At 69.3% G+C, this 15,582-nt stretch carries 18 protein-coding genes and 1 pseudogene; 11 read left to right on the top strand and 8 right to left on the bottom strand.

Annotated features, from left to right (window positions below; all coding sequences use genetic code 11):
- Window positions 1-365: 365 nt before the first annotated feature.
- A complete protein-coding gene (locus OHN19_RS01420) occupies window positions 366-1,298 on the bottom strand; it encodes a LysR family transcriptional regulator (protein WP_330262302.1) in 933 nt (310 codons plus the stop codon).
- A 132-nt stretch (window positions 1,299-1,430) separates the two neighbouring features.
- Between OHN19_RS01420 and OHN19_RS01415 the strand changes: the two genes are divergently transcribed.
- Together OHN19_RS01415 and dctA are read left to right on the top strand one after the other, a co-directional pair.
- Window positions 1,431-2,549 (top strand): PrpF domain-containing protein, encoded by a 1,119-nt coding sequence (locus OHN19_RS01415; RefSeq protein WP_330262301.1) that lies wholly within the window; start codon window positions 1,431-1,433, stop codon window positions 2,547-2,549.
- On the top strand, window positions 2,546-3,925 hold the full coding sequence (gene dctA, locus OHN19_RS01410) for a C4-dicarboxylate transporter DctA (protein ID WP_330262300.1): 1,380 nt from the start codon (window positions 2,546-2,548) through the stop codon (window positions 3,923-3,925). The genes OHN19_RS01415 and dctA overlap by 4 nt, the downstream gene beginning before the upstream one ends.
- A gap of 376 nt (window positions 3,926-4,301) precedes the next feature.
- Here the strand turns inward: dctA and OHN19_RS01405 are convergent.
- Window positions 4,302-4,546: pseudogene (locus tag OHN19_RS01405) on the bottom strand (IS1380 family transposase); the annotation flags it as partial.
- A gap of 89 nt (window positions 4,547-4,635) precedes the next feature.
- Here OHN19_RS01405 and OHN19_RS01400 point away from each other — a divergent pair.
- Complete coding sequence (locus OHN19_RS01400) at window positions 4,636-5,211, top strand: DinB family protein (protein WP_330262299.1); 576 nt, start codon at window positions 4,636-4,638, stop codon at window positions 5,209-5,211.
- Window positions 5,212-5,408: 197 nt separating this feature from the next.
- On the opposite strand, the gene OHN19_RS01395 is transcribed toward OHN19_RS01400, so the two are convergent.
- The 3 genes from OHN19_RS01395 to OHN19_RS01385 all read right to left on the bottom strand — a co-directional run bounded on the left by OHN19_RS01395 (window position 5,409) and on the right by OHN19_RS01385 (window position 7,194).
- Entirely contained in the window at window positions 5,409-5,969 is a 561-nt protein-coding gene (locus OHN19_RS01395; RefSeq protein ID WP_330262298.1) for a DUF6882 domain-containing protein, read from the bottom strand.
- Between the two features lie 109 nt (window positions 5,970-6,078).
- Entirely contained in the window at window positions 6,079-6,684 is a 606-nt protein-coding gene (locus tag OHN19_RS01390; RefSeq protein ID WP_330262297.1) for a dihydrofolate reductase family protein, read from the bottom strand.
- A 168-nt stretch (window positions 6,685-6,852) separates the two neighbouring features.
- On the bottom strand, window positions 6,853-7,194 hold the full coding sequence (locus tag OHN19_RS01385) for a hypothetical protein (RefSeq protein ID WP_330262296.1): 342 nt from the start codon (window positions 7,192-7,194) through the stop codon (window positions 6,853-6,855).
- 122 nt (window positions 7,195-7,316) lie between these two features.
- Between OHN19_RS01385 and OHN19_RS01380 the strand changes: the two genes are divergently transcribed.
- The 5 genes from OHN19_RS01380 (at window position 7,317) to ykgO (ending at window position 9,725) form a co-directional block, all read left to right on the top strand.
- Complete coding sequence (locus tag OHN19_RS01380; RefSeq protein WP_330262295.1) at window positions 7,317-7,739, top strand: hypothetical protein; 423 nt, start codon at window positions 7,317-7,319, stop codon at window positions 7,737-7,739.
- A gap of 403 nt (window positions 7,740-8,142) precedes the next feature.
- Complete coding sequence (locus OHN19_RS01375) at window positions 8,143-8,721, top strand: DUF4240 domain-containing protein (RefSeq protein ID WP_330262294.1); 579 nt, start codon at window positions 8,143-8,145, stop codon at window positions 8,719-8,721.
- Window positions 8,722-9,083: 362 nt separating this feature from the next.
- A complete protein-coding gene (rpmG, locus tag OHN19_RS01370; RefSeq protein ID WP_330262293.1) occupies window positions 9,084-9,248 on the top strand; it encodes a 50S ribosomal protein L33 in 165 nt (54 codons plus the stop codon).
- A gap of 47 nt (window positions 9,249-9,295) precedes the next feature.
- Window positions 9,296-9,556, top strand: coding sequence for a type B 50S ribosomal protein L31 (locus OHN19_RS01365; RefSeq protein WP_330262292.1), 261 nt, complete (start codon window positions 9,296-9,298; stop codon window positions 9,554-9,556).
- A 46-nt stretch (window positions 9,557-9,602) separates the two neighbouring features.
- Window positions 9,603-9,725, top strand: coding sequence for a type B 50S ribosomal protein L36 (gene ykgO / locus OHN19_RS01360; protein WP_014669332.1), 123 nt, complete (start codon window positions 9,603-9,605; stop codon window positions 9,723-9,725).
- A 100-nt stretch (window positions 9,726-9,825) separates the two neighbouring features.
- Here the strand turns inward: ykgO and OHN19_RS01355 are convergent, their stop codons facing one another.
- Complete coding sequence (locus OHN19_RS01355; protein ID WP_330262291.1) at window positions 9,826-10,797, bottom strand: helix-turn-helix transcriptional regulator; 972 nt, start codon at window positions 10,795-10,797, stop codon at window positions 9,826-9,828.
- A 116-nt stretch (window positions 10,798-10,913) separates the two neighbouring features.
- Here OHN19_RS01355 and OHN19_RS01350 point away from each other — a divergent pair, with 116 nt between their 5' ends.
- Entirely contained in the window at window positions 10,914-11,597 is a 684-nt protein-coding gene (locus tag OHN19_RS01350) for an alpha/beta fold hydrolase (protein WP_330262290.1), read from the top strand.
- A 74-nt stretch (window positions 11,598-11,671) separates the two neighbouring features.
- Here the strand turns inward: OHN19_RS01350 and OHN19_RS01345 are convergent, their stop codons facing one another.
- Window positions 11,672-12,274, bottom strand: a complete 603-nt coding sequence (locus tag OHN19_RS01345) for a hypothetical protein (RefSeq protein WP_330262289.1) — start codon at window positions 12,272-12,274, stop codon at window positions 11,672-11,674.
- A gap of 158 nt (window positions 12,275-12,432) precedes the next feature.
- Here OHN19_RS01345 and OHN19_RS01340 point away from each other — a divergent pair, with 158 nt between their 5' ends.
- Together OHN19_RS01340 and OHN19_RS01335 are read left to right on the top strand one after the other, a co-directional pair.
- Window positions 12,433-13,248, top strand: coding sequence for a class I SAM-dependent methyltransferase (locus tag OHN19_RS01340; RefSeq protein ID WP_330269504.1), 816 nt, complete (start codon window positions 12,433-12,435; stop codon window positions 13,246-13,248).
- 207 nt (window positions 13,249-13,455) lie between these two features.
- The gene (locus tag OHN19_RS01335; protein WP_330262288.1) at window positions 13,456-14,331 is read left to right on the top strand and encodes a DUF3592 domain-containing protein; all 876 of its coding nucleotides are present in this window, start codon (window positions 13,456-13,458) and stop codon (window positions 14,329-14,331) included.
- Here the strand turns inward: OHN19_RS01335 and OHN19_RS01330 are convergent.
- Complete coding sequence (locus OHN19_RS01330) at window positions 14,324-15,574, bottom strand: CHAT domain-containing protein (protein ID WP_330262287.1); 1,251 nt, start codon at window positions 15,572-15,574, stop codon at window positions 14,324-14,326. The genes OHN19_RS01335 and OHN19_RS01330 overlap by 8 nt on opposite strands.
- Window positions 15,575-15,582 lie beyond the last annotated feature (8 nt).

The following is a 15,582-nucleotide window of genomic DNA, read 5'->3' as shown; positions in this document are numbered from 1 at the left end:
TACGACCGTCCGCGACCGCATTTGTGAGCGGCTCAGGAATCGCGGCTCGGGTTGGGGCACCGTCGGCCTGGCTGCCGATTGGTCAGCGGCGTTGACGTCTGCGGCACATACGCACCGCGACACACTGTCAGTACGCGCTACGGCGGGCTCATGACTGCTTCGGAACCGGCGGGGCAGAGCCGGTGAGGGGACCGTGCCGGCGGCTGAGTCGGACCCTGGGCTGCGCATCGTCCCGGAGGGTGACGACGCCTCGGAGACAGCGGAGCGGCCGGCTCGCGGTCTGCGCACGACTGGACGGGGCGCGGCGGGACGGCCGTCTGGCGGGCCTGTCGCGGGGTCGGCGTGCAGGATTGCGAGGACGCGTCCTACAGACGAGGGTCGGCGTCACGGCGCAGGGAGGTCCGCGCCGCGGCACTCTCGCGCAGCAGGCTCGCGAAGGTCTGGGCGGCGGGTGTGAGGGCGTGGTCGGCCATGCGGACCAGCAGGATGCGGCGGACCGGGGCGGGTGGCTGCAGGGGCAGGATGCTGACGCCGGAGCGGAGGCCCTCCAGAGCCAGGGCTGGGGCCAGCGCGACGCCGATGCCGGCCGCGACCATGGCCTGGGCCTCCTGGTAGTCGTGGGCCTCGTAGGCGATCTGCGGCTCGAAGCCGACGGCACGGCAGCTGCGTTCGAGTGCCTCGGCCACCGGGTGGTTGTCGGCGCGGGTGATCCACGGGTCGTCCGAGAGGTCGGCAAGGGTGGCAGAGGCGCGGCCCGCGAGGGGGTGACTGTCGCCGACGAGGAGCGCCGGAGGGTCGTCGGCGAGCGGGGTGACGACCGCGTCCGCCCGCTCGATGCGGCACCAGTCGTAGTCCCACATCAGGGACATCTCGATTTCCCGGTTCTCCAGCATCGACCAGAGGCCGGCGATCCGGGCGCTGCGCACAGTCAGCCGTACGCCGGGGTGTGCCTCACGGAAGGTGATCACCGCTCGGGGCAGCAGGGAAGCGCCGGCGGTGGGGAAGGTGCCGACACGCAGCGTGCCCGTGCGCAGTCCCGCGAAGTCGGCGAGTTCGTTGTCCGCGGCTTTCAGCTCGCGCTCGATCCGTTCCCCGCGCTCGGCCAGCGCGCGCCCCGCATCGGTGAGGGTGACGCCCCGTGCATGGCGCTCGAGCAGCGGTTGTCCGGCCTCTTCCTCCAGGCGGTTGACCTGCTGCGACACCGCTGACGGGGTGTAGTTCAGGGCGCGTGCGGTCGCGGACACGGAGCCGCGGCGGGCCACCTCCGTGAAGAGCAGGATGCGCCGTACGTCGAGCACCGTGCCACCTCCGGCGTTAACTTCAACTTAATACCCATGCAGATTTCCGAGATTGTACTTCACGCTGCCGTCGCTCACTGTGGATCGCACCCCGCACGGAAGTGCCGTCCGGGCATCCACAAGGAGTCTGTTGTGTTGCGTCTGCAGGGCGAGATGATCCGCGGCGGGACCAGTAAGTGCTGGATCTTCGACCGCCAGGACGTGGTGGCCACCGGCGTGGACGTCGACACCCTCCTGCTCGCGGCCTTCAACGCTGCCGACCCCCGCCAGATCGACGGCGTGGGCGGCGCCTCCTCCACCACCTCCAAGGCCGCCGTCGTCGAGGCGTCGAGCGAGCAGGGCGTCGACATCGAGTACGCCTTCGCGCAGGTCGGCATCGGCGACGCGCGGGTCGAGTGGGCCAGCAACTGCGGCAACTGCGCCACCGCCGTCGCCCTGTACGCCGTCCATCACGGCCTGGTACCGATCACGTCGGAGTCCACCACCGTCCGCATGCGCAACGTCAACACCGGGGCCCGCCTCACCGGCACCATCCCCACCCCCGGTCGCGCCGCCCCGGACGAGGGCACGGCCAGGGTGCCGGGCACCGACGCACCTGGAGTGCCGGTGCTGCTCGGGTTCCAGGACCCGGCGGGCTCCACCACGGGCCGGACGTTGCCCACGGGGCATGTCGTGGACACCCTGCCCGGGCCCGGCGGACCGGTCGAGGTGTCCTGCGTCGACGCCGGGGCTCCCGCCGCGCTCTTCGAGGCCAAGGCGTTCGGCCTCGACGGCGGCGCGACCCTCGACGACTTCGCCGGCGTGGTGCCCGCCCTCACCGTGTTGCGCCGGCAGGCGGCCCTCGCCATGGGCCTGGTCGACGAGAACGACCCGATCGGCCACGCGGTGCCGAAGGTCGGCGTGGTGGCCCGACCCGCCTCGTATCGGACCACCCACGGCATTCTGGTCGCTCAGGACGAGTACGACCTGGCCGTGCGCATGGTCTCCATGCACGCCCCGCATCCGGCGATCGGCCTCACCTCGGCCGTCGCCCTGGCCACCGCGGCCGCCATCCCCGGCACGCTGGCCCACCGTGTCGCCCGGCAGACCGCCGAAGGCACGCTGCGCCTGGGCACCCCCGCCGGCGTGATCACCGCCGAGACCGTCACCGCACCGGACAGTGCGTCCCCCACGGTGCTGCTGCACCGCGCCGCCCGCCGCATCGCCCGAGCCGAACTCCTCGTTCCCGTCCTGGAAGGACGCCCCGCATGAGCCGCAAAGAAGCTGCCCAGGCCACCGTCGCCACACCACCGGGCCGCATCCGGCGGATGCTGTCCCACCTCTACGTTCAGTGCCTGATCGGGGTCCTCGCGGGCGCCGCCGTGGGCTGGCTGTGGCCGTCGTTCGGCGCCGAGCTGAAGCCCCTGGGCGACGGCTTCATCGCCCTGGTGAAGATGACCATCGCACCGCTCATCTTCTGCACGGTGGTCCACGGCATCTCCTCCCTGGAGAGCATGAAGGCCGTCGGCCGGGTCGGGCTCAAGGCGCTGGTCTACTTCGAGATCCTGACCACGATCGCCCTGGTCATCGGCCTGGTCGTCGTCAACGTCGTCAAGCCGGGCGAAGGCCTGCACGTCGACCCGAGCACGCTGAGCACGTCGGGGCTGCCCGAGGCTGCCACGGCTCAGCACGAGACCTTCGCCGACTTCATGCTCTCGATCATCCCGCAGACCCTCGTCAGCGCGATGACCGGCGAGGAGATCCTGCCGGTACTGCTGGTCTCGATCATCTTCGGCTTCGGCATCCAGGCCGCCGGTGAGGCCGGGACGGGCATCAAGCGTGGGGTGGAGAGCCTCTCCAAGGTGATGTTCATCGTCATCCGCTGGGTCATGCGGCTCGCGCCCGTCGGCGCCTTCGGCTCGATGGCGTTCACGATCGGCAACTACGGCCTGGACACCCTGCGTCACCTCTTCCTGCTGGTCGGCTCGTTCTGGCTCACGGCCCTCGTCTTCGTCCTGGTCGTCCTCGGCTCGGTCATGCGCCTCAACGGGCTGCGCCTGCTGCCCTACCTCCGCTACATCAAGGACGAACTGCTCATCGTCCTCGGCACCTCGTCCAGCGAGCCGGTCCTGCCGCGGCTGATCGACAAGCTGGGGCACCTCGGCGCCTCGAAGCCGGTCGTCGGCCTGACGGTCCCCGCCGGCTACTCCTTCAACCTCGAAGGCACGGCGATCTACCTCACCACGGGCGCGGTCTTCCTGGCCCAGGCGCTGGACATCGACCTCAGCCTCGGCCAGCAACTGACCATGCTCGCCGTCATGCTTCTCACCTCCAAGGGCGCCGCCGGCGTCACCGGCTCCGGATTCGTCGCCCTGGCCGCGAGCCTCAGCGCGATCCCGCACGTGCCGGTCGCCGCGCTGGCGCTGATCTTCGGCATCGACCGCTTCATGTCCGAGGCCCGCGCCCTGACCAGCACCGTCGGGTACGGCGTCGCCACCATCGCCGTGGCGCGTTGGGAGGGCCAGCTCGACGAGGACCGCGCCAAGGCCGTTCTGCGCGGGGAGATCCCCTACACCCCCGCCGACGAGGCCGACGCCCCGAGGACGGCCCCGGAACCGGCCCCCGCTCCGGTGCCCGCCATCGGCTGACGCGCACTGCGCAACCCTGGGACCGCCGGTCCGGAGCTCCGACTCCGGACCGGCTCCTCGCGTGCATCAGGAGAGCCCACGACGGGACGCGCCGAACACCGGGATGTCCTCGTGACCGGCAGCGGAACGGCCGGCTTTTGGGCCGCGTTGTCCGCCCGCAGGCCCGCAGGCCCGCAGGCCCGCAGGCCCGCAGGCCCGCAGGCCCGCGGAGCAGGTGACCCCTGCTGGTCCGCCGGAAAGCCGGATCGCTCATGGGGTGGCGGGCCCGTCGAGGTGGCGTGGCGCAGGCAGGCGGGCCGGTGGCCCGGCTGTCGCGGGCGCCGGTTTCCGCCGCTCCGGCTGGGTGGAGCTGCTCGTAGAGACGGGGAGTGGCTGGTCAGCCGGGGGTTGGCAGTGCTGCGAGCCGGTGCAGAGCATCGGTGATCAGGTCGGCCCAGGGCCAGTGCCTGGCGAAGCGGAGGATGCGGCGCAGGCCGGTGGCTCGGGCAGTGCGGATACGGTCCTTGGCCTTCGCGCTCTGGGGGTGGCGCAGCCCCAGTTCGGCGATCCGGATGTGGTGGGTGTTGGTGCGCAGCAGGTCAGGCGCATGCCGTCGGCGTCGGTGAAGCGCAGCTGGGTGCCGGTTGCGGCCGTTCCCGGCCTTCTTGTCCGTGCCGATGGGCCCAGGGCCCGCTCCCTGGGGCGCGGCCTCTTGTATGTAGTGTGCGGAAATGACAAGAGGCGAGCGGCTCGCGGAACAGTTGGACTGGTACTGGCGCAAGAACCTGCGGCCGCGGCTGGACGGTCTGACCGACGAGGAGTACTTCTGGGAGCCGGTGCGCGGCTGCTGGAGCATCCGCCCGCGTGGCACGTCCGCCGCACCGATGACGGAAGGCTCGGGGGCATGGACGATGGACTCCGCGTCCCCCGGGACGGTGCCGGAGCCGGCACCGGTGACCACGATTGCCTGGCGGCTGGCGCACATCATCGTCTCGTGCCTGGGCTATCGGGTCGGATGGTACTTCGGCGGCCAGGACATCGAATCAGAGTCCTTCGCCTACGCGGGGACCGCTGACGAGGCGCTGAGACAGCTCGACGAGATGTACGGGAGATGGAACGCGGGGGTCCGCGAACTCTCGGACGCCGACCTGGACAATCCGCCCACGGCGGGTCCCGAGCGGTTTCCCCTGGAGAACAGGGTCCTTCACGTCAACAGGGAGTTGATCCATCACGGCGCCGAGATTTCCCTGCTGCGCGACCTCTACCGTTGGCAGGACGAGGCAGTGCCGCGCCGAACGCTCCGGTGACCGGTGATCGAACTTCTCGTCCGGGGTGACCATGGCCAACAGCTGTTCCGGCTACGCGACCTATGTCGTCTCCGCCCCTCGGAGTTCTCCTCTCAAGCGTGGACGCGCCTCGCACTCGTCCGCCCCCCGCCGGTCGCAGAGGTCCGGTTTCCTGAGGAGCAACCAGCCATGAGGTCATTTTGATCGGCCTCAGCTGCCTACCCAACAAGGGGCCCATGGACCTGGCGGGCAGAGAAGCTGGAGGTGCTGCCGTCTGCGTTGGTCAGGGTGACCGGTCCGAACGTGATGATGACGGAGGAGTTGCTTCCCGGGCCTTTGTAATAGCCGGCTGCTCCGGTGACTCGGACAGCCAAGGCCACGAGAGTCGAAGCAGACTGAGCATCGGCGCTGACCTTCGGCTGGGCAAGGGCAGCATGCCCGTTGGCCTCCGCCCAGTCCCGGAAACTGCGGGCGTCGCGGCTCATGTCGGGCAGGATGCTCTTGTTGGCCCAGGCCCACAGCCATGAGCCCGAGCCCGGGCTGAAACTGCCGAGGATCTGAGCGGGTGCTGTCGCTGTCTTGTCCGGGAACGTCCAGGAGATCACGCCGGTCGTCTGGTCCAGATCCCAGCGGTCGGCCGATCCCAGCCCCCAGGACATGTGCGCCTGAGCCAGCTGCTCGATCATGTCTTCGCCCTGCCGCACAAGCGCGCTCAAGTCGGCTTGCTCCCCAGCCTGACCAGCACTCTCCGCCTTGTTGGACCGCTTGAACATTCGCATGCCTCGGAGTCTGCCAGACGTCCATGACCTGCTCCTGCCCGCCCGGGCACCTGGCGCGTGGGGCCCTTCTCTGACTCCTTGCCTGATTGCTGCGGCGTCAACTCCCACGTCAGGCAGGGACGCCGAGCGGCGGGTGGTCGAGCACGCGAGGCTTGTACTCGACCAGTTGGATGCGGCCGTCGAAGGTGCGGTGGTCGATCATCTCGAGGGCAACGTCCGGATAACCGTCGTAGATGCGTTCCTCGCCCGTGGCCCCGGTGATCACCGGGAACATCACGACCCGGAAGCGGTCGACGAGTCCGGCTCGTAGCAGGGACCGGCACAGGCTGAGGCTGCCGATCGTGCTGAGGAGCCCCGAGCCCCTCGACTTCATGGCGCGGACCGCCTCGACTGCGTCGTCGCGCACGAGTGTGGAGTTGGCCCACGTGAGTGGTTCCTCCAGTGAGGAGGAGAACACCACCTTGGACGCTTGCGTGAGCTGGTCGACGGACGCCTCTTCTTCGGGCCTGAAGTCGTCTTGGCCCTGCGGAACCTCGCCTGCGGCGAAGCCCGACATCAGGCGGTAGGTCTTCGCTCCCATCAGGTAGGTAACCGCAGGCTGCTCACCGAGCCATGCGAGGTACTCCGGGCCTTCGAGGCCCCAGAACCCGGGCCATCCCTCTCCTGACGCGTAGCCGTCGAGGGTGGTGATGAAGTCGACGAGAAGCTCCGACATGCTGGTGTCCTTTCTCAGGTGTCACGAGTGTGGACCGGACGGGAGCCACAAACTCATCGGCCGTGCTCTGGAGCGACGTAAGTGCTGGCAAAGACCCAGCTCAATCCTCGCGGGCCCGGCGGCAGCCGACGTGCAGGGGCCGCTCCCGGCCCGTAGTGCCGCGCCAACTCAAAAACCATGCTGCGGAGGAACGTCCGACCGCACCAGACGGACTTGCGCGGCTGGTATGCGGTCGGGCAGGTAGACGAATCCGTTGCCGTTGTCGAGGAGCAACCCTTCATCGATGCCGTCGACGGACCAGACATCAACCGGTCCACCGGTGTTGTTGATCAGAAGGAAGAACTCCGCGTCCTCCTCGCTCCGACAGACGAAGATCCCCTCCACCTCAGGACGGCGGCTGCCGGCGACGCCGCGAGCGGCACCCATCCGGGTCCAATCCAGTCCGTGCCGGGCGATCGACTCCCGATTGCGCACGGACGAAACGTGGAAGAGGTACGACGTATCAGACACGCCAGGAGTGTAGGAGGCAGCGAGCAGGCACTGGGTGGTTCCGCGGACATCGCCTCGAGCAGGGGCGTCGTTCGAGCCTCGACCCGGGTGGAGGACGAACCTCCTGGCTATGCTGTCGGCGCATGGACGCGATCTTCGGGCTTCCGCCTCGATCCCCGCTGGCCGAGGCCTTTTCCGAGGAGTGGAGTTTGCTCCCGCTGCGCGTTCCCATGGGCTGGAACGTCGTCTACAACACGCTGCTGGCCCGGCGCCTGCCGGATGGCAGAGTCGAGGTCAACGACTCCGAAGACCTGTTCTGGGTACGTACCGTGCGACCGCCGTGGCTGACTGAGCAGGATGCGGTGCGGAAAGGTGGCCTGCAGGCTCGGGAGATCAATATCGACGCCGGCTGGTACTACGGCTGCGGCTTCCGCGTGGTCGTCCTCGACCCTGACTGGGACCATGAGGGAGCCTCCTACACCACTACCGATCTCGAAGACTTCGTCGCCACCCTGGAGGGATGGATGCGAATGATCACCGAGCGCGGGGAACTCCCCAAGTCATGAGGTTGGCTGCTGCACTGAGCCCATTTCTTGAACTGGCCGCCAACACCTCGATGCCGTCCACTGGATCGCAGGGATACATGCGTGCGGACGTCACGTGGGCTTGTGGTGCGGTGAGGTACACGTACGCTGCGTCCACGGTCTCGTCGTAGGTGACTTTGACGTCTGTCACGATGATCGGGCGCCCTTACCTGTGGTTGATGACGGCGCTGTCCGTGTCGATGCATCCAAGCCGCGGTCAGGCGGCGCCGGCAATTCCGACTCGTGAAGATGGCCGGCGGAGGTCGCGATGGCGTGCAACTCCCAGCCCATGCCTCACCCGCGGGACCCTCTGCATTATGAAGCTCTGCGTACTTGGCTACTGTGGTGGGACGGGTGGTCTTGGGGCCTGTTTATGATCACCCTCATGCACATAAATGAGTGGTGGGGACTTGTCGAGAGGGCTCGGGCTGCGGTCGGTGACCGTGCCGACGATCGCGAACTGGCAGATGATCCACTGCCCGAGGCGCTGGTCGATGTCCTTGCCGGACTGGAACCGGCCGAGATCGTTGACTTTTACGTCAAGTACGTCGAGGTGGAGGATTCGGCCTATCAATATTCCTTGTGCATGGCCGCTTATTTGATTGAGGGCAGCTACTCGAATGACGGCTTCAGGGACTTCCGTGGCGGGCTGATTCTCCTCGGGCGAGACACGTTCAGCCGCGCGGTGGAAAATCCCGACTTTCTTGCCGACTTGCCTACGGTCACCCGCATGAGCCGCGAGGAAGGGGGCTGGATCGGCTATGAGTGTGTGAGTTATTTGATCTCGGATGCATACCAAAGGATTCAAGGGGAGACCGACTCACTCGATACAGCAGTCGAGACTGCGCTACGAGGCATGGCGCGTCCGGACAAGCCGCGGGGTGAGGAATGGAACTGGGACCCCGAAGATGAAGAGCAGATGAGGCGCCGTCTTCCACGGCTCGCAGCACTCTTCTTTGACTGAGATCGAGTAGCAAGGTCCATGCAAGGCACAGAATGAACATCATGCAGTTGGGCTGAATTTGTACGGCCTGAGCTTTGTCGGCCACGGCTGACGTCTGATCGCCGATGCCGAAGGAGACGCCGCGGCTTGAGCTCCGGCCAGGGGTCTTGCAGCCGAGGTGGCGCTTTCGCCCGAGGAGCTGTTTCCCGGGGTGGCGCCCTTGGCTCCTGGCAGGGCACTGTCGCGGACATCGAGCATCTGCGGCAGACCGCGCTGTTCGCCGCCGCAGTCGGCCGTCGGGAATGACTCGCCGTACGGCCTTGTTGAGACCACTGCATGACATGACCGAGTCAAAGCACTCGGTGGTGGTGGAAGGAGTCCTCATGGCACGCAGCACCACGCGGCCCGTCGTCACGCTCAGGTCGACGGCCGGCACCGGCTTCACCTACGTGACCCGCAAGAACCGTCTGGCCGACCCCGACCGGCTGGTCGTGCGTAAGTACGACCCGGTGGCCGGCCGGCACGTTCTGTTCCGCGAGACACGATGACACCCGCCTCAGTCCTCGACCGAGGTTCCGCGAAGGAGGCACCACCCATGAGGTCCAGCATTCACCCCGTCTCCCGCCCCGTAGTCTTCCGCGACCGTGCGGCGGGGTTCCAACTGCTCATCCGCTCCACCCTCGACGCCCAGGACACGGTGGTCTGGGCGGACGGCAGCACGTATCCGGTGGTCGACGTGGATGTCTCGTCGGCGAGTCACCCGTTCTACACCGGCACCTCCCGCATCGTGGACACCGCGGGCCGAGTGGAGCGCTTCGAGCGGCGCTACGGCCGTACCGCTCCCGTCCGTCCCTGACGGCCCGAGCCGTCCGATCCCCGCAAGGCCCGACAAGGAGGCCGCTATGAAGGTGCGCAATTCCCTGCGCTCGCTGAAGGCCAAGCCCGGAGCGCAGGTGGTGCGCAGACGGGGCGTGACCTTCGTGATCAACAAGAAGGACCCTCGCTTCAAGGCTCGCCAGGGCTGACGCCGCCCAACAGCTCCTGGCCAGGGCTGATGCCGCCCAACAGCTCCTCACCGGCCCGGCACCGCACCGGCGGTGCCGGGCCGCTGCCGGATGTGCATGCTCAAGGCTTGTCCGCGACGGCGGCGGTGAAGCGCGTGGCGAGCGCTGCCACCGCGGCGCGCAGTTCCGGTCCGCCCTCGACGCGGAAGGCGAACGGGAGCCGAGCCAGCCATTCCTGTGCGTACATCGCCGGGTTCCTGGTGCTGCCGACGAGTACGCAGCCGTCTTCGAAGGGTTCGAGCCGTCCCATGGGCGGGTGGATGGAGGGCAGTACCTCGTCCATCGGCGCGTCGAACACGACCCGCGTGGAAAACGCCCATCCCTGACCCAGGTTCTCCTCCAGCACCGCCACCGGGTCGAGGCCGTCCGGCATCTCGAAGCCGTCGGCGCTCGCGAGGACCGCGCGGATGCGGTCGATGCGGTAGGTGCGGATCGCGTCCGCGCGGTGGGAGTGGCACAGGAGGTACCAGCGGCCGTAGCGGACGACGACCGCCCAGGGATCCACCTCGGCCTCCCACTCGTTGCCGGCGTCGCTGCGGTACGTGACCCGCACACGGCGCCGCAGCGCGCTCGCCGTGACGAGCGTGCTCGTGAGTGCGGGGTCCGGACGGCAGGCGTGCCGGTCGGGTGACGCCGAAGCGTGCTCGCGCAGGGCGGCCGCCTGCCGCCCGACGCTCTCGGGCAGTGCCCGGACGACCTTGCCCAGGGCGGTGGCGACGAGGTCGTCGGCATCAAGGTCCGCGGCCGCCGGCTGACCGTCGAGGACCGCCATGACCAGGCCCAGCGCCTCGGACTGCGTGAAAAGCACAGGCGGTAGCCGGGTCCCGCGTCCCAGCCGGTACCCGCCGTGCGGGCCGCGGGTCGAGTGCACGGGGATGCCCGCCTCGCGCAGGATCCCGACATAACGGCGTGCGGCCCGCTCCGTGACCCCGAGGGAGGCGGCCAGCTCGTCGGCCGTCACTCCCGCGGTACGCGACTGGAGGATCTCCAGGGCGCGCAGGGCCCGCGCGGTCGGGCTGAGCTCGGTCGGCACCCCGGCAGATTAGGCGGCGCCGAGATATACCGGAAGTGGATTGTCCGGAACCGGTCGTAGCGTGAGGGCACCGACCGAACGCGCACCACGGTTTCCACTGGAAAGGGAACTGATCCATGGACATCCTGCTCATCGCCGGCCTGTGGCTCGACGGATCCGCCTGGGACGACGTCGTGCCCGCGCTCGAACAGCTCGGCCACCGTCCGGTGGCGCTCACCCTGCCCGGTCAGGGGGATGGAGCCGAGTCCGCGACCCTGCAGGACCAGGTGGCAGCGGTGCTCGCCGCCGTGGACGCGGCGCCGGACAGGCCCATGGTGGTCGGGCACTCCGCTGCCTGCACCCTGGCATGGCTTGCCGCCGACGCACGGCCGGAGCGGGTGGCCAAGGTAGCCCTCGTCGGAGGGTTCCCGTCGGGCGAGGGGCAGCCGTACGCCGACTTCTTCGAGACGAGGGACGGTGTGATGCCCTTTCCCGGCTGGGGACCGTTGGAAGGACCGGATTCCGCCGACCTCGACGAAGAGACACGCAGCCGCATTGCCTCTACGGCGATTCCCGTGCCCGAACAGGTCGCCAAGGGCAGGATTCGGCTGACGGACGAGAGCCGGTTCGACGTCCCGGTGCTGCTGGTGTGCCCCGAATTCACCCCCGCCCAGGCGCAGGACTGGATCGACGCCGGTGACGTGCCCGAGTTGACCCGTACCAAGCACCTGGACTACGCCGACATCGACTCGGGCCACTGGCCGATGTTCACCAAGCCGGTAGAACTCGCCCGTCTCCTGGCCGCGGCTGCCAACGCCTGAGCCCGCGCGGGCCCGCGTCCTCAACGGCACGTCACATTCCCGAGGGCAGCCCCGCTTGCCTGCTGCGGGCACCGTCAGGCCAGTTCCTCCGACAGGACATCGGTGGCCCGGCCCCGTGCGTTCGTGGCGGTGATCGAGACGGCGTCGAAGGCGGCATGCCGGGCCACCTCGAGCGGGATACGACGACCGTCGACGAGCGTGACCAGGTCGGGATCGTCAGCGTCCGCGAAGGACTGCCGCTCTTGCGCCAAGTCGATGTTGTAACCGACCCAGACCACCAGCTCGAAGGTGTCCTCGCCATCGGCATCGACGTACACCTGGTCGGCACGGCGCGTACGCACCCTGTCCTCGTCCCAGCTCTCACAGAACATCGCGTCATAGCCGTGCACCGCGCCGTCGAACAGCAGAACGCGCTGCCCCGACTCGGCGACCGCGTACACCAGCGCGGGCAGGTCGTCGCCGACGATCAGTCCGTCGAACAGCTCCCCGTGGTAGCGCAGTTGCCATCGAGTCCGGCCGTCCTCGGAGCGCAGCCGTGCCGCCCAGCCGACCTCCAGCAGCCCTGCCCAGAAGTTCTCGGTCACATTGCCGGGACGGTCGGCCGGCTCGGTCAGACCGACCAGGTGAGGCGGCCCGGGGCGCGTTGTCGTCCCGGGCAGGGGCATGCCATTCGTCATGTGCTCGATTATCGGGTGCGCGATCCATGCAGGCCGACGGTCACAGGGCGAACATTCCCTGCTGCGATGCGGCCCCAGCTCCACTCATCAGGCCCCTGGAACCGTTCACCTAGGCTGGCGCGGTGACTGATGAGCCGGAGTGGGTGCAGCCGTCGGGAGTGTGGGCCACAGCGGTGGGGGTGGCCCGAGTGCGGGCGCTGGAGAGCGAGCGGGAGAACGCCCTGTTCCGCGACCCCTTGGCACGGGCCTTCGCCGCCGCCGGCGGCCTGTGGCCCTCCTCGCCGCCGCTGCCCGATGACGAGGCCGCGCGGCGCCGCCGACTGGCCGTGGCGTTCTCCATCGTCATCAGGACGAAGTTCCTCGACGACCTGTTGACGCAGGCCTCCGCGTCCGGGATCCGGCAGGTCGTGCTGCTCGGCGCCGGCATGGACAGTCGGGCCTTCCGGATGGACTGGCCCGAGGGCACCCGGCTGTTCGAGGTCGACACCGCCGCCCCACTGGACTTCAAGGCTTCGGTGCTGCGACAGGAGCAGGCCGTCGCACGCTGCGAGCGGATCACCGTCGCGGTGGATCTGCGGGACGACTGGCCGGGCGCACTGGCCGCCGCAGGGCACGATCCGGCCGCGCCGACCGTATGGATCGCCGAAGGGCTGCTGATCTATCTGCCGGAGGAGGCGGTGGAACTGCTGCTGGCCCGGATCAGCGCGCAGTCTGCGGCGGGGAGTCGGATGGGGCTGACTTTGGGCTCGCGCGGCGTGATCGAGCGCTTCGCCGCGGACGCCGCGCCCGGATCGGCGGCGTCCCTGTGGGTCTCGGAGATGCCCGACGACCCGGTCGGCTGGCTCGCCGGACACGGCTGGGCCGCCTCCAGCCACACCCTCCGCGAGCGCGCTGCCGCCTACGGCCGCCCCGTCAACACCCCGCCGCAGCGCGAGGAGCGGCCCGGGGGACTGATCTCGGCGGTCCGCCGGTAGAGCACGTCGAGGAGGCCGGCATCGTCCAGCCGGTACGCACTGCCTCGTGCGAGCGGCCCCGGACGCCCGCTCCCGACCAGATCGGGTTCCAGGAGTGTCGGTGCGGTGATGACCTGATTCCTTGCCTCGATCTGCCGTATTGAAAAAGATCATCGGCCGACCCGAACCTGGGATCGGTAGGAGCCCCAGCAGCGAGAGCCTCGCCGCATGGACCTGCAGAAGATCCTCGGGCTGTGGTGGACGGTGCCCGCTGGGCTGGCGGTGGTGGGTTACGCGTGTTCGCTGGCCGGGCTGACGCGGCCGCAGCGTGCGGTGTGGGTGACGGCTCGGGTCGTGGAGGTGCATCCGCCGGGACACGGTGAGTCGGGGAATCACGGGATACCGGTGACGATCGCGTATCAGGACCCCGGCACCGGACGGGAGTTCAGGCTGCGGCACGAGAACAAGCGGGGCGACCGGGTGCTGGTGGCCTGGGTGGGACAGGAGTTCCCGGTCCGCTTTCCGCGGCGGCGGCCGGAGCGGTTCTCTCTCATGCTGGACAGCGAGGGGCGGACTTCCGGGGCCGGCGGGCCCAACTGCATGGTGCTCCTGCTGGTGTTGGGGCTGGTCGTCCAGTCGTTCTTCGTGTGGGGGTGGCAGTGGGGGCTGATCTGCGTCGGTGGCCTGCTGCTTGCCGTCGTCGCACTGAGCCGGGACGGAGAGTACGTCCGCGCCCGCGCCGCGCAACTGGCGGAGGGCGTAACCGTCCAGGGGCGAGTGATCGCCGTCACCAGCGACGTCCACTCCGACGGCGAAGGCGGCGAGAGCGTCAGCCATGCCTCCGTCGTCACCTTCACCACCCACGAGGGCGTCGAGGTCACCGCCCTGTGCACGCAGGGCATCCCGGAGGTCGCGAAGTCCCTCGGCCGTGCCATCCCTCTCCGGTACGCGCCCGCCGACCCGTCCCTCCTCACCGCCGACCCCGACCACGAACGCCGCGAGCGCTTGTGGAACATCCGGTTCATCGCCACGCTGCTGATCGCCGGGATCGTCGCGATCGGAGTGGGCGGTTACTGCCTCCACCACCCATGGCCTTTCACCTGACGATGCAGGTCAGGGCCGCCCAGAGGAACGGTGAGTGCTCGATCAGGCCGTCGGCGCGCCACTGATCGAGTTGCTGTCGCTGCCAGCCGCCGAGGTGACGGACCGGATCGAGAGCCTCGTGAGCCGCGTCCACGGCGACGACGGCCTGCGTGAGGGGGCGTACGGATTCCGGCAGGCCCGCCAGGCGGTGGAAGGCGAAGCTGGTGGGGAGCACCCAGCGGGTGGCGGTGACCAAACGGGCACCGTTGTGGATCATCGCGGTGGCCAGGCCGAAGGACTCGGCGAAGCGGAGGTCGCCGCCGCTCTCGCAGGCGATCAGCGCGACGCGCGGTGGTGCGGGCCAGAGTTGCGCACCCGGCACGCCGTCCGCGTCCAGCGGCAGCGTGCCCAGGAGAAGGTCCTTCGCGGACAACGGGCGGTGGGTGCGCACCGGTTCGGTCATCCCCTTCGTCTGCGGGCCGCAGCACAGGTGGAGGGTGACGTCCTCGCTCTGCCCGCCCTCGACGGGGGCGCCGCTGACGTGACCGACGTACATCAGGCGCTTGGCACCCCTACGCAGCGCCTCGCCCAGCCAGTCGCGGTCGAGGTCGGTGCGGCGAAAGGCCTCGGCAGGGGCGGCGACGGGCGGTACGACGGTGCCCTCGTCGAGCCTGCGCTGTACGAGGGACAGCAGCGCCGGGTCCGAGCCGGGCTGCCCCAGGACCGAGCCGAAGGGGGAGTCGGCGCGGAAGCCGGGGACCCGGGGGTCCAGGACGAGCACCACGGCGTCCGAGTCCGGGTCCCCGTCCTGATCGGTCGGGGTGGTGCCCGGCCGTCGTAGCGATGCCGGTGCCGTGGTGGCGATGTCCACCAGGTCGAGCAGCCGCACGTCACTGTCGTCGCCGTCCACGGCGAGCAGCTCCCACGGCACCTGGGCGACCCGTGGTGACGGCTGGAGCCGCATGAGGGGGCGGCCCAGGTGGGCGGACACCTGGCGGATCTGGTCGGTCAGGCCCTGTGGCCACAGCACTTCGGCCAGCATGCGGGAGAGTCGGCGCTCGTCCTCGTACGTGGCCAGCGCGCCCGACTCGAACGCCCTCCGCATGCCTTCCGAGCCGGCGCCCGGCAGGTGTGCCGCCAGCGCGCGCACGGCCTCGTCCACGTCCGGCCCCGGGGCGTACCCGGTGCCGAAGCCCTGGGCTCCACGGGTCCACGTCCAGGTCATGTGCAGGTCGCCGGCGTCGGCGAGGCGGACCTGGACCACCGGACGGT

The organism is Streptomyces griseorubiginosus, assembly GCF_036345115.1.
GTDB lineage: Bacteria > Actinomycetota > Actinomycetes > Streptomycetales > Streptomycetaceae > Streptomyces > Streptomyces griseorubiginosus_C.
The sequence above is the reverse complement of the archived record's forward strand: the minus strand, read 5'-3'. Positions and strand labels throughout refer to the sequence as shown.